An 11,511-nucleotide genomic window follows, 5' to 3' on the forward strand; every position below is an offset into this window, starting at 1 on the left:
CGGCGATCTCACCCGTTGTGTGTGAGGCGGCGCGCGCCGGGCCGGACCTAGGCTCGGCGGCGACGGGCGTCGAACGGAGAGTGGATGGGCCATCGCGCGAACGACCACCGCGGTCTGACCAGGCGATCTCTGCTGGGTCTCGGCGCGGCGGCCACCGTGGCGGTGGTCCTGCCGGGGTGTGGTCGTGGCGACGAGACGCCGTTCGGTCCGGCCGGGTCCACCGAGCCACCGGACGTGCTCGCCCGCGCCATCGACGCCTACGTCTTCGGCTATCCGATGATCATGCTCGACATGATGCGCGCGGCGAGCGCGGCGACGAACACCCTCGACCACAGCGTCCTGCCCGACCCGCTCGACCGCGGAGTGGCCCGGCTCAGCCACGACATGGTGTATTCGCAGGCCTGGCTCAACCTCGACGATCCGCTGGTGCTGCAGATCCCCGAGGTCGAACTCGACCGCTACTGGCTGTTCCAGGTGCTCGACGGCTGGGGCAATACGGTGCACGATCTGACCAGCAAGGAGCCGCGGATCACGGCCGGGGCCGAGGGGCCGCCGTATACCTACGTCATCACCGGGCCGGGGTGGTCGGGGCCGACTCCGGAGCAGTCGACGCTGCTGCACATGCCGTCGACGATGGCGACGATCGTCGGCCGGGTCCAGATCAACGGCGTCGAGGACGCACCGCAGGTCAACCGCTTCCAGGAGCAGATGAAGCTGATCGGGTTGGGCGCCTGGCAGCGCGGGGATCGCGACAGCACGGTCAGCCGGGTGCACGCGATCGACCGCGGGCCGGAGCCGCCGGTCAAGCGGATCGCGGGGCTGGACGGGCGCACCTATCTCAACCGGCTGTGCCGACTGATGCTGACCTCGCCGCCCACACCCGCCGACGCCCCGCTGGCCGAGCAGCTGGCCACGATCGGGGTGCAGCCGGGCGGTTCGGTCGACGGTCAACCGACCGAGATCCTCGACGAGGCGGTCCGCCAGGCCCATCGCCGGATCACCGACTGGGACGATCCCACCTCGCGCGAGGTCAACGGGTGGGAGATTCCGACCGATGTCGGCAACTTCGGCACCGACTACCTGCGCCGAGCCGCGATGACCATGAGTTCGCCCGGCTTCTCCCCCATCCGCAACGTCCTCTACGCCGTGCTCTGGAGTGCCCCCGCCGTCGACGACCAGGGCCGGGCCCTGCGCTACCGCATCCGCTTCGACCCCGGTCAGTGGCCGCCTGCCGACGCCTTCTCCTCGATCACCGCCTATGACCCCGACGGCTTCCTGATCCCCAACCCCGCCGACATCTATTCCGTCGGCCACCATCCGCCGGTCACTCGCGCCGCCGACGGCTCGGTCGACATCGTCCTCCAATACGAGGACCCCCGCCCCGCCGTCGCCACCGGCAACTGGCTGCCCATCCCCGCCTCCGGCGACTTCTCCCTCGCCCTCCGCCTCTACGCACCGCAAGAGGCTGCCCTGGAAGGAAAGTGGGTTCCACCACCGATGGTTCCCGTGCAGTAGCGACGATTAGGAGATGGCATGAGCGACAGCAATTTCACTACTTCGGACGCGGGAATTCCGGTTCCCAGTGACGAACACTCGTTGACAGTGGGGCCGGACGGCCCGATTCTGCTGCACGATGCCTATCTGATCGAGAAGATGGCGCAGTTCAACCGGGAGCGCGTGCCGGAGCGGCAGCCACATGCCAAGGGCGGTGGGGCTTTCGGGATCTTCGAGGTCACCGACGATGTCAGTGCCTACACCTGCGCTGATGTCTTCCAACCCGGTACGAAGACCGAGATGCTGGCCAGATTCTCCTCGGTCGCCGGCGAGCGTGGCAGCCCGGACACCTGGCGTGACCCGCGCGGATTCGCGCTGAAGTTCTACACCACCGCGGGCAATTTCGACATGGTCGGCAACAACACGCCGGTGTTCTTCATGCGCGATCCGATGAAGTTCCAGGATTTCATCCGGTCGCAGAAACGCCGGGCCGACAACAACTTACGCGACAACGACATGCAGTGGGATTTCTGGACCCTGTCGCCGGAATCGGCCCATCAGGTGTCCTGGCTGCTGGGCGATCGCGGAATCCCGCGCTCCTGGCGGCACATGAACGGTTACTCGAGCCACACCTACCTCTGGTACAACGCGAGCGGCGAACGTTTCTGGGTGAAGTACCACTTCAAGTCCGATCAGGGCGTGGAATTCCTCACCCAGGAAGAGGGCGACCACTACGCCTCCGCGGACGGCGACCACTACGTGCGTGACCTGTGGGAGCACATCAAGAGCGGTGAATTCCCCAGCTGGACACTGCACATGCAGATCATGCCGTTCGACGAGGCCAAGACCTACCGCTTCAACCCCTTCGACCTGACCAAGGTCTGGCCGCACGGCGACTATCCGCTCATCCGGGTCGGCCGCATGACCCTGAACCGCAATCCCGCCGACTACCACACCGAAATCGAGCAGGCCGCCTTCGAACCGAGCAACGCGGTGCGCGGCACCGGACCCAGCCCCGACAAGATGCTGCTCGGCCGCTGGTTCTCCTACCCCGACGCCCACCGCCACCGCATCGGCGCCAACTACACCCTGCTGCCGGTCAATTCCCCCCACGCCGCCCCGGTGCACACCTACACCAAGGACGGCGCCATGCGCTACACCAACGTCACCGACCCGGTCTACGTCCCCAACTCCAAGGGCGGCCCCCACGCCGACGAAAAGGCCTCGGGTCCGGTCGTCGGCTGGCACACCGACGGCGAAATGGTCCGCACCGCCTACACCCTGCGCCCCGACGACAGCGACTTCGGCCAAGCCCACACCCTCGTCCGCGAAGTACTCGACGACGCGGCCCGCGACCGCCTCGTCAGCAACGTAGTAGGCCACCTCCTCAACGGAGTAACCGAACCAGTCCTCGTCCGCGCCTTCGACTACTGGAGAAACATCGACACCGAAGTGGGTGACCGGATCGAACAGGGGGTACGAGCAGCCCAGTCCTGACCCCCAACCGAAGCCCGCTTCCACACATCAGGAAGCGGGCTTCGCCCTGACCTCAGCAGATTGCTGTCCGATCACCCGGGCGCCTCCACGCTGCGATTCCTCCTCGCAAAGGTGGCGTCACCGCAGGTGGAGATTCGGTTTCATCTCAGCAATGCTCGTGTGTATGCTCATCATCACCTGTAGGGTGATGAGAGGGGAGCAGAGTGCGTCTCGAGTTCGCGAAGGCCGAACTTCGCTCCCTGTGGATGGATGAGACATTCCGGATTCGCGGGTTGGACGCCGAGGTGGTGAGAGCCTTCCGCAAAAAGGTCCAACTCCTTCGGGACTCGACCAGCGAGAAGGAGTTGCGAAACTTTCGGTCGCTCAACCTGGAGAAGCTCAAGGGTGATCGTGAGGGTCAATACTCGATCAGACTGAACCGACAATGGCGCCTCATCCTCAAATTTCACACCGATGACGAGGGCCGCACAGTTCTGATAGTGGAGCTTTGCGATTACCACTGATATGCCGTGAAGGGAGGCCTGGACATGAACGAGAACACTGGGCTGCCTGCGCAGGCGTTTCCGGCCGGTGAATACCTGCGGGACGAGCTCGAGGCACGGGAATGGAGTGTCGTCGAATTCGCTCGCATACTGGGCAGGCCGCCTCAGGCTGTCTCCGAGATCCTGAACGGACGTAAGGAGATCACGCCGGAGACCGCGATGGAGATCGCCGCCGCAACTGATACTGAGGCCGCAACCTGGCTTCGCTTGCAGGACACCTACCGACTTTGGAAGTTGTCCCGAACCGCTGATGCCAGTCGCACGGCGGTGGTTGCGCGAAGAGCACGACTGGCGCAACTACTCCCCATGTCCGAATTGCGCAAGCGCAGCCTGATCCCACCGGGCGCCGACATCGATACCGAAGAAGCTGCCGTACTCGATCTACTCGAAATCTCCGACTTCTCCGAGCAGCCACCTTTCGTGTTTGCCGCGCGTAGATCGAACGAGAGCGACCCTGTCTCGCCTCCCCAACTGGCATGGATCGCGTCGGTCCGGAAAGCTGCCACGGCAGCCGGATCGCTGGTCCCACGTAGCGGTGCGATACCGGACCTCGCCGCAGACGTGGTATCGCTGTCGCGAAACCCCGAAGCGCTCACGCGACTGCCGGAAGTCTTCGCTGCCTATGGGATCCGACTTGTCTACGTCGCGCACTTCAAGTCAGGAAAGATCGACGGCGGTGCCTATATCGATGATATGGGCACGCCTGTTGTCGCGATCTCGGGTCGCGTGCCCCGCATCGACAGTGTCGTGTTCACACTGCTACACGAACTCGCCCATATTCATCTCGGACACCTGAGTGCCGGCATGACTTTGGATACCGATGTCTGCGCGGCAACCGAGAATGCCACCGAGCGTGAGGCCGACAGGCTGGCGATGCGCTGGGCCCTGCCCCCACAACTGGGCCTCGAGCCGCCGATATCGAAGAGGGCCGTGCTCGACCGCGCATCAACACTCGGTGTGCATCCAGGGCTCATCGTCGGGCGACTACAGCACAAGAACATCCTTCCCTGGACTCACCTGAGAGATCTCACGCCTAATGTTCGTAATCAGTTGGCCGCCTGGGGCTGACTCGTTCCTAGGGGCTTCAAGCATTGGTGCATAGTGAAATCGCGAGCGAGAGTGCACAAAGAATTACCCGGCTGGTTCTCGGTTCGGTGTTGGTTGCCGCAACATGGGCTTCTGGATGCGGCCAAGAGGGAGAGAAGGGCAGCTCAGACTGTTCGGAGACGTTCGACTTGAAGGCGTCGGCAACACCTCTCGGCGATGGCAGCGGGCTGCGCAATGCTGCGCGGCATGCAGCGACCGGGGGCGAACCCGTCTCCATGATGGATGTAACCAGGGCCGCGGGACTGAAGGATGACTGGGACCAGATCATCGTCGTATTTCCCGGAACCAAGGCCGATGCCTTGAACAAGGACGGCGGCATATCCGCCGTCTGCTGGGAGAATCTGCCCGGACCGTACGGTGACGACACACCGCATGCGGCCTACTATCTGTTCGTTCGCGAGCAGAAGCCCGTACAGGCGGTTCACTGGTTCTATCCGAATGACCGCGATCTGGACTTCATGACCTCACGGACCAAGATCGTCAAGCCGGATACGTTGCTGGCGCCCGTCCATGCTCCCGGGTCCGATCCCTTCCTGCGCCCCGTGAAGTAGGAGTGCGGTCGGTCAGCGCTCGTTGGTCATGGCGACGATGAGGGAGTTGGGACGCATGTCGAGCCAGCGCGATTCGACGTAATGGCGGCAGGAGTTGCGGGAAGGTTCGACCTCAGTCGATCAGTTCGACTCGACATGGGAGCCCACGCGCTCTGCTCAATTTCGCGTCGCTGGTCAGCAGAGGCACATCGAGCCGCGCAGCCAATGCGGCATACAGACCGTCATAGAAGGAGATGGTGTGACGTAGTTTCCACGCCTCCTCGGACAACCATCCGTGGATGGCGTAACGACGGTCGATCATCGTTGCCAGCATGCGCTGGCCGATGGCGGCCGTCGCGGGGTCGACGAGTTCTTTGCGTTCATGGCGCCGCAGGACATTCCCGACCTCGGCGTCGATGAGATGCGGAGCATGGCAGGTCGCGGTTTCGATCAGACGCCCGACCGCCTTGCCGACCGCGTCTTTACGCAGGATGGCAGTCGATGCCGCCGATGCGTCGATGACATACTCGTCACTCGCCACGGGCATCTTCCAACGCCGCCAGGATCGAGTCCCGGTCAGCACCGGGCTTGGTGTCACGCTCGAGCGCCTCACGGATGGCCGCCATGGTCTCGGCCTTCGACCGGCGCCTGGCTGTCGCGATCAACTCGCGGCGCATGTAGGCCTGCAACGACATCCCCGCGGCCTCGGCCCGCCGACGAAACACCTCAGCGTCCTCGTCCGGTAGATCCCTGATCTGAATCGTAGCCACGGCGCTATTATAGCGCTACTTTAGCGCCGACCGAGGGGCATAGACCAAGATTGTTCACTCAACGAGGTTTCCAGTGAACACTTGTACACTTCTCCAAGAATCTATGAACCCTCAGCCGACATCGCGTAGCGGGCGAGCGACATCCGCAGTTCAGCGCTGATGAACTGCGGTGATATCGGGACGGAATCGTAGCTACCCCACTCGTCGGACTTGTATGATACTTTTCGTCACACTTAATTGGGCGTAGGTGTAAACTCAGTTCGACTGGAGGTTCTCGTGGTCGACACGATCCATGGAGCGAGCGGTGTTCTCGCGCAGTCCGGCGGTGAAGGGGGCGGCGCGGCGCTCGATCAGGTCGCGATCATGACCGGGGCTGCCGGGGTGGTGGCGCTGGTGCTGCTGTGGGTCGGGTACCTGCACCGCACGCGCAAGATCACCTGGCTCGGCAGGTTCGCGGACCGGGTCGGCGGGCTGGTCAACATGCCGGGCTGGGTCGGACTGCCGATCCTGATCTTCATCGGCACCATCCTCACCGCGTTCCTCGGCTTCATCTGGGATGTCAGCCTGCACATCGGTGACGGTCGCGACGAAGGTCCGCTGGCCAATCCGGCGCACTATTTCATCCTGGTCGGGCTGTTCTTCCTGTTCACCGGCGGTATGGCCGCGGTCGTGCTGCCGCTGGACGAGAAGCCGGGCCCGGCGGCCGTGCGCATCACCCGCACCTGGTACGCCCCGGTCAGCGGCATCCTCATCGCGGGCGCCGGCCTCTACGCGCTGATCGGCTTCCCGCTCGACGACATCTGGCACCGGCTGTTCGGCCAGGACGTCACGCTGTGGGGGCCGACGCACCTCATGCTCATCGGCGGCGCGGGACTCTCGCTGATCGCCATCGCGCTGCTGTGGTTCGAGGGCAGCCGTAATCCGGTCGATCCGGATCACACGAACGGTCCCGCGATCTGGTGGCTGCGCTGCTTCATCTTCGGCGGCTTGATCATCGGCATGTCGGTGTTCCAGGTCGAGTTCGACTTCGGTGTCGCGCAGTTCAGCCTGCTCTTCCAGCCGCTGCTGATCGTGATCGCGGCGACCATCACCCTGGTCGCGGCGCGTTCGGTGCTCGGCCCGTTCAGCACCATCGTGGTGGTCCTGTTCGCCGCCGCCGTGCGCACGCTGACCGCGTGGCTGGTCAGCGTGCCCTTCGAGGCGCCCTACAACGTCTTCCCGTTCTACCTCGGCGCGGCGGTGGTGGTGGAGTTGCTCGCGCTGCTCCCGCTGGCCCGTCGCCCGATCCTGTGGGGCGCCCTCGCCGGTCTCGGCATCGCGACCGTTGGTCTGTGGCTCGAATCGCTGTGGGTCGAGGCCATGTTCGTCGATCCGTGGCCCACCGCCCTGTGGCCCGAACTCCTGCTCACCTGTGTGCCGGTCGGTATCGCGGGTGGTGTGGTCGGCGCGCTGCTCGGCATCGTCCTGCGTGGGGAGAAGCTGCCGCGGCCGCCGATTCGGCGGGGCATCATGGTCGCCTCGGTGCTGATCGTCTCCGCGGCCGTGGCGAACGGCCTCATGGTGACGGTGCCCGAGAACGCCACCGCGACCGTCACGCTGACCGAGGCCGAGCCTGTCCCCGGCGGCCGTATGGTCGATGCCGACATCCGTCTCTCCCCCGACGACCTGGTGAGCGGCGACCCCGAATGGGTGCAGATCCTGGCCTGGCAGGGCGGCGCCGACACCCAGACTCCCGGCCGCGGCCTGATCGTCGACCAGCTCGAGCGCGTCGGCGAAGGCCACTACCGCTCCACCACACCCGTTCCGGCACACGGCACGTGGAAGACGGTGCTGCGGGTCCACGACGGTCGCACGCTCACGGCGCTGCCGATCTTCATGCCCGCCGACCCGGGGATCGGCGCCACCGAGGTCGCCGCGCCCGCCGAGTTCACCCGGCCGTTCGTCGCCGAGATCACCGTCCTGCAGCGCGAGCGCAACTTCGACCACCCGGACTGGCTGTTCGCCGCCGCGTCGCTGGTGGTGCTGGTGTGCAGCCTCATTCTGATCTGGGCGCTGTCGTGGGGCGCGGCCCGCATCAACGAGCGCTACCCGACGACACCGCCCGCCGCGACGCCCGAACCCACGTCCACCCCATGAACTCGGTTCCGGCCGACGTCGACATCCTCGCGGATCATCCACTGATCCTCGCCGTGCCCGCCTTCGCGCCCGCGTTGGTGGTGGTCGGCATCATCGTGTTCATCGCCGTGCGCGATCGGCGTGCGGAGAAGCGCGAGAGCGAGGAGGGGTCGGTCGCGCCGGAATCCGCTCTCGACGAGGAGAATCCATGATCCGCACCCGACTCGGCGTGCTCGTACTGGCCGCCGGGGTGGCCGTTCTCGGCTGCTCGTCGGCCGAGGAACCCGCGACGCCCGCCACCGCGACCACCACGAGCGCCGAGGAACCGGCCGCGCCCGCCACGGACGCGCTGGTCATCGATGTCCGCATCGCGGGTTCCTCGGTGACCCCGGCCAATGACCGCCTCGAGGCGAAGGTCGGCCAGGAACTCGTGCTTCGGGTCGACAGCGACGTCACCGAGGAACTGCACGTGCACGCCACACCCGAACACACCTTCGCGGTGGCGCCGACCACCGGCCAGGAGTTCCGGTTCACGGTCGAGGTGCCGGGCCGGGTGGAGATCGAACTGCACGGCTCGCACCGCACCGTGGCGACCATCCTCGTCCGTCCGTGACCGTGCTGGCGCATGGCATCGGCGGCGCGACCGACCTGCCGATCCCGTTGACCTACGCCCTGATCGGCGCGGCGTGGGCCTTGACGTTCTCCTTCGCGATCCTCGCCTTCGCCTGGCGCACACCGCGATTGGACGCCGATACGCCCGGCGTGCTCCTCGGCCGTGGCGTGCGGGCGGTGATCGACTCGCGAGTCCTGCGCATCGTGCTCGCGGCGTTGAGCGTGGTGTTCACGCTGGCCGTGCTGGCGTCGGGGTTCTTCGGACCGGACGAACCGTCGCGCAGTCCCGTGCCCGGGATCGTCTACATCTACCTGTGGGTCGGCGTGATGGTCGCGTCGCTGGTGGTGGGGCCGCTGTGGAAGGTGCTGTCGCCGACGCGGGCCGTGCATCGTGTGCTGTGCCGGATCGCGAAACGCTCACCGGCACAGGGGTTCCTGCCGTATCCGAAGTCCTGGGGGTACCGCCCTGCCGCACTGGGTCTGCTCAGCTTCGTCTGGCTGGAACTGGCGTCGCCGGAACCGGGATCGGTACGCGCGGTGACGATCTGGCTGTCGGCCTACCTGCTGGTCACCCTGGCGGGCACGATCGCCTTCGGCACCACGTGGGCCGAACGCGGTGATCCGATGGAGGCTTACAGCAGCCTGCTGGGACGGCTGAGTCCCCTCAGCAGGCGGACGTCCGGGGAACCCGTACTGCGTTGGCCGCTGGACAATCTCGCTGGGACTCCCGCACTGGTCGGCTCGGTAGCCGTGGCCGCGACCCTGCTGGGTTCGACCGCCTTCGACAGCTTCTCCATGTTCCCCGTCTGGCGCGACCTGGTGGACAGCACCGGCGGCGGCAGCACCGCGACGCTGGTGCGCACCGCCGGGCTCCTGGGTTTCGTCGCCGTGGTCGCCGGACTCTTCGAACTGGCCACCCGCGCCACCGGCGGCGTCACCCGCACCGAACGAGCCCTGCTCCCGATCCGCCTGGCACACAGCCTGACCCCCATCATCGCGGGCTACATCGTCGCCCACTACCTGAGCTTCCTGGTCGAGAAGGGCCAGACCACCCTCGTTCTTTGCGCCGACCCCTTCGGCCGCGGCTGGAACCTCGCAGGCCTGGCCGACCTCGAAGTCTCCTACGTCCTGTCCGAACACCCCGGTCTCCTCGCCACCATCAAGGTCCTGGCCGTCCTCACCGGCCACATCCTCGGCGTAGCCGCCGCCCACGACCGCTGCCTACGCCTACTCCCCCCATCCCACCGCCTCACCGGCCAACTCGCCCTGATGCTGGTGATGGTCGGCTTCACCTTCCTGGGGCTGTACCTGCTCTTCGACGCCTGACCGAGCCACCGTCCGAGGTCAACAGCACTGGTCGGCGCGGCGGATTGTCAGCGCTCATCGTCGCTGTCGTCATAGCCTCCGGTCCAACGGTCGGCATCGACCACATAGCGTTCGATGACAAAATCGTCAGGATGGTCACGGAACCCCGGCTGGGAAATCAGACGATCAATCGCAGCGCGGGCATCTTCTTCCGATGCATAAACGCCGATACGTTTCTGTTCATCTACCCCATCGACGGTTCGATAGGAATGCTCGAGAAGAAATACAGAATTCATAGCACCTCAACAGGATCACCCGGTCATCCTCCCATGGTAATGAAGCCTTCGGTCCAGTTGTCCTTTCCGATATCAAATCGATTCACACAGAAATCTTCCGGACGATTGCAGAATCCAGGCAACCGCGTAGCGCGTTCTATCGCCTCCAATGCCTTCGACTCCGACGAGTACAGTCCTATCGTTCGAACGATGTCTTCCCCATCTTCGAGCTCATACCAATGATCAACCACGTAGATCTCAGCCATCACAATGTCGCCAATTCTCTAGTTCGGATTCTGCCAGGCGCGGTCACCATATTTCTTGATCTTATTGAACTCACTTCGTGGTCCAGTATTGACCCCAAGCGGCACAGCCAGGTGCGTCTCCAGCCATCCCAACGCACTCGCTATTTATGCAGAATGAAGAGGGTCATAGGCTGTACGGATCTCGTCCGCGAGAGTGTGACACTCCTAGCTCGATGCGGTGTTGATACAACGAACTCATGCGACCCGAACCCGGCCAGGTGCTGCACTTCTCCGAAGACCCGACGATCACCCGCTTCGCGCCCCGGGTCGCGACGACCGCGCGGCAGCCGGAACCGTATGTCTGGGCGGTCGACGCCGCGCGCTGCCCCGACTACTGGTTCCCCCGTCAGTGCCCGCGGGCGATGGCCTGGGCCACGCCGTCCACCACCGACGCCGACCGGGAACGGATCATCGGCAGCGGCAGCGGACACCGTGTCCACGCCATCGAGTACGGCTGGCTGGACGCGTTACGGACGGTCACTCTGTTCGCCTACCGGCTTCCCGCGGCGCCTTTCCGGCCGTTCGGCACACCCACACCGCACGCCCACGTCGCCACCGAACCGGTCGAACCGCTCGGACCAGCCGAGCCGGTCGGCGACCTCCTACAGCTCCACGAGCAGGCAGGCGTCCAACTCCGTGTCCTCGCCAATCTCTGGCAGTTCTGGGACGCGGCGACCACCAGCACCGTCGGCTTCAGTGGGATACGGCTGGGCAACGCCCGGCCACGGCCCTGATCGACATGGTCAGGGTTCGTTGGCCATGGCTGCGATGAGGGAGTTCGGGCGCATGTCGAGCCAGTGGGATTCGACGTAGTGGAGGCAGGAGGTGCGGGGGGCGGCGCCGAAGGCTACGGTCCAGCCGCCCGGGACGGCGGCGAAGGTGGGCCAGAGGGAGTGTTCGCCTTCGGTGTTGACCAGGACGTAGAACTGGGCGTTGTCGTCGTCGAAGGGGTTGCTCAT

General features: G+C 65.2%; 14 protein-coding genes. 10 read left to right on the forward strand and 4 right to left on the reverse strand.

The features are described 5' to 3' along the window. The first annotated feature begins 84 nt into the window (after positions 1–84). From ACFVVM_RS14080 to ACFVVM_RS14100, 5 genes are all read left to right on the forward strand, one after another. A complete protein-coding gene (locus ACFVVM_RS14080; protein ID WP_387617414.1) occupies positions 85–1,515 on the forward strand; it encodes a DUF1254 domain-containing protein in 1,431 nt (476 codons plus the stop codon). Between the two features lie 18 nt (positions 1,516–1,533). Further along, positions 1,534–2,991 carry a catalase gene (locus ACFVVM_RS14085; protein WP_387617416.1) on the forward strand — a complete coding sequence of 486 codons (1,458 nt, stop codon included), beginning with the start codon at positions 1,534–1,536 and terminating at the stop codon, positions 2,989–2,991. Between the two features lie 203 nt (positions 2,992–3,194). Then, positions 3,195–3,494 (forward strand): type II toxin-antitoxin system RelE/ParE family toxin, encoded by a 300-nt coding sequence (locus tag ACFVVM_RS14090; RefSeq protein ID WP_387617418.1) that lies wholly within the window; start codon positions 3,195–3,197, stop codon positions 3,492–3,494. A 24-nt stretch (positions 3,495–3,518) separates the two neighbouring features. Then, a complete protein-coding gene (locus ACFVVM_RS14095) occupies positions 3,519–4,601 on the forward strand; it encodes a HigA family addiction module antitoxin (protein WP_387617420.1) in 1,083 nt (360 codons plus the stop codon). A gap of 167 nt (positions 4,602–4,768) precedes the next feature. Beyond that, positions 4,769–5,191, forward strand: a complete 423-nt coding sequence (locus ACFVVM_RS14100) for a hypothetical protein (RefSeq protein ID WP_387617422.1) — start codon at positions 4,769–4,771, stop codon at positions 5,189–5,191. A gap of 112 nt (positions 5,192–5,303) precedes the next feature. Here ACFVVM_RS14100 and ACFVVM_RS14105 read toward each other — a convergent pair whose 3' ends face one another. Then, a complete protein-coding gene (locus ACFVVM_RS14105) occupies positions 5,304–5,711 on the reverse strand; it encodes a type II toxin-antitoxin system VapC family toxin (protein WP_387617424.1) in 408 nt (135 codons plus the stop codon). Further along, complete coding sequence (locus ACFVVM_RS14110; protein ID WP_387617426.1) at positions 5,701–5,940, reverse strand: antitoxin; 240 nt, start codon at positions 5,938–5,940, stop codon at positions 5,701–5,703. Before ACFVVM_RS14110 ends, ACFVVM_RS14105 begins: the two co-directional genes overlap by 11 nt. A 363-nt stretch (positions 5,941–6,303) precedes the next feature. Here ACFVVM_RS14110 and ACFVVM_RS14115 point away from each other — a divergent pair, with 363 nt between their 5' ends. The 4 genes from ACFVVM_RS14115 to ACFVVM_RS14130 are packed head-to-tail and all read left to right on the forward strand — an operon-like array spanning position 6,304 to position 9,993. Next, positions 6,304–8,076 carry a hypothetical protein gene (locus ACFVVM_RS14115; protein WP_387619198.1) on the forward strand — a complete coding sequence of 591 codons (1,773 nt, stop codon included), beginning with the start codon at positions 6,304–6,306 and terminating at the stop codon, positions 8,074–8,076. Continuing rightward, positions 8,073–8,267 (forward strand): hypothetical protein, encoded by a 195-nt coding sequence (locus ACFVVM_RS14120; RefSeq protein WP_387617428.1) that lies wholly within the window; start codon positions 8,073–8,075, stop codon positions 8,265–8,267. The genes ACFVVM_RS14115 and ACFVVM_RS14120 overlap by 4 nt, the downstream gene beginning before the upstream one ends. Further along, on the forward strand, positions 8,264–8,668 hold the full coding sequence (locus tag ACFVVM_RS14125; protein WP_387617430.1) for a hypothetical protein: 405 nt from the start codon (positions 8,264–8,266) through the stop codon (positions 8,666–8,668). Before ACFVVM_RS14120 ends, ACFVVM_RS14125 begins: the two co-directional genes overlap by 4 nt. Next, the gene (locus ACFVVM_RS14130; protein ID WP_387617432.1) at positions 8,665–9,993 is read left to right on the forward strand and encodes a hypothetical protein; all 1,329 of its coding nucleotides are present in this window, start codon (positions 8,665–8,667) and stop codon (positions 9,991–9,993) included. The genes ACFVVM_RS14125 and ACFVVM_RS14130 overlap by 4 nt, the downstream gene beginning before the upstream one ends. 47 nt (positions 9,994–10,040) lie before the next feature. Here ACFVVM_RS14130 and ACFVVM_RS14135 read toward each other — a convergent pair whose 3' ends face one another. Further along, on the reverse strand, positions 10,041–10,268 hold the full coding sequence (locus tag ACFVVM_RS14135; protein ID WP_387617434.1) for a hypothetical protein: 228 nt from the start codon (positions 10,266–10,268) through the stop codon (positions 10,041–10,043). A gap of 481 nt (positions 10,269–10,749) precedes the next feature. Here ACFVVM_RS14135 and ACFVVM_RS14140 point away from each other — a divergent pair, with 481 nt between their 5' ends. Continuing rightward, positions 10,750–11,286, forward strand: a complete 537-nt coding sequence (locus tag ACFVVM_RS14140) for a DUF6886 family protein (protein ID WP_387617436.1) — start codon at positions 10,750–10,752, stop codon at positions 11,284–11,286. A 9-nt stretch (positions 11,287–11,295) separates the two neighbouring features. On the opposite strand, the gene ACFVVM_RS14145 is transcribed toward ACFVVM_RS14140, so the two are convergent. Further along, positions 11,296–11,511, reverse strand: coding sequence for an MbtH family protein (locus ACFVVM_RS14145; RefSeq protein WP_387617438.1), 216 nt, complete (start codon positions 11,509–11,511; stop codon positions 11,296–11,298).

Source organism: Nocardia sp. NPDC058176 (assembly GCF_042883805.1).
Classification (GTDB): domain Bacteria; phylum Actinomycetota; class Actinomycetes; order Mycobacteriales; family Mycobacteriaceae; genus Nocardia.

What these genes read in the sequence shown, in the direction of transcription:
- ACFVVM_RS14120 (WP_387617428.1), top strand. Translation starts at nt 8,073, where the DNA reads ATGAACTCGGTTCCGGCCGACGTCGACATCCTCGCGGATCATCCACTG.
- ACFVVM_RS14095 (WP_387617420.1), top strand. Translation starts at nt 3,519, where the DNA reads ATGAACGAGAACACTGGGCTGCCTGCGCAGGCGTTTCCGGCCGGTGAA.
- ACFVVM_RS14125 (WP_387617430.1), top strand. Translation starts at nt 8,264, where the DNA reads ATGATCCGCACCCGACTCGGCGTGCTCGTACTGGCCGCCGGGGTGGCC.
- ACFVVM_RS14085 (WP_387617416.1), top strand. Translation starts at nt 1,534, where the DNA reads ATGAGCGACAGCAATTTCACTACTTCGGACGCGGGAATTCCGGTTCCC.
- ACFVVM_RS14140 (WP_387617436.1), top strand. Translation starts at nt 10,750, where the DNA reads ATGCGACCCGAACCCGGCCAGGTGCTGCACTTCTCCGAAGACCCGACG.
- ACFVVM_RS14115 (WP_387619198.1), top strand. Translation starts at nt 6,304, where the DNA reads ATGACCGGGGCTGCCGGGGTGGTGGCGCTGGTGCTGCTGTGGGTCGGG.
- ACFVVM_RS14135 (WP_387617434.1), bottom strand. Translation starts at nt 10,268, where the DNA reads ATGAATTCTGTATTTCTTCTCGAGCATTCCTATCGAACCGTCGATGGG.
- ACFVVM_RS14080 (WP_387617414.1), top strand. Translation starts at nt 85, where the DNA reads ATGGGCCATCGCGCGAACGACCACCGCGGTCTGACCAGGCGATCTCTG.
- ACFVVM_RS14145 (WP_387617438.1), bottom strand. Translation starts at nt 11,511, where the DNA reads ATGAGCAACCCCTTCGACGACGACAACGCCCAGTTCTACGTCCTGGTC.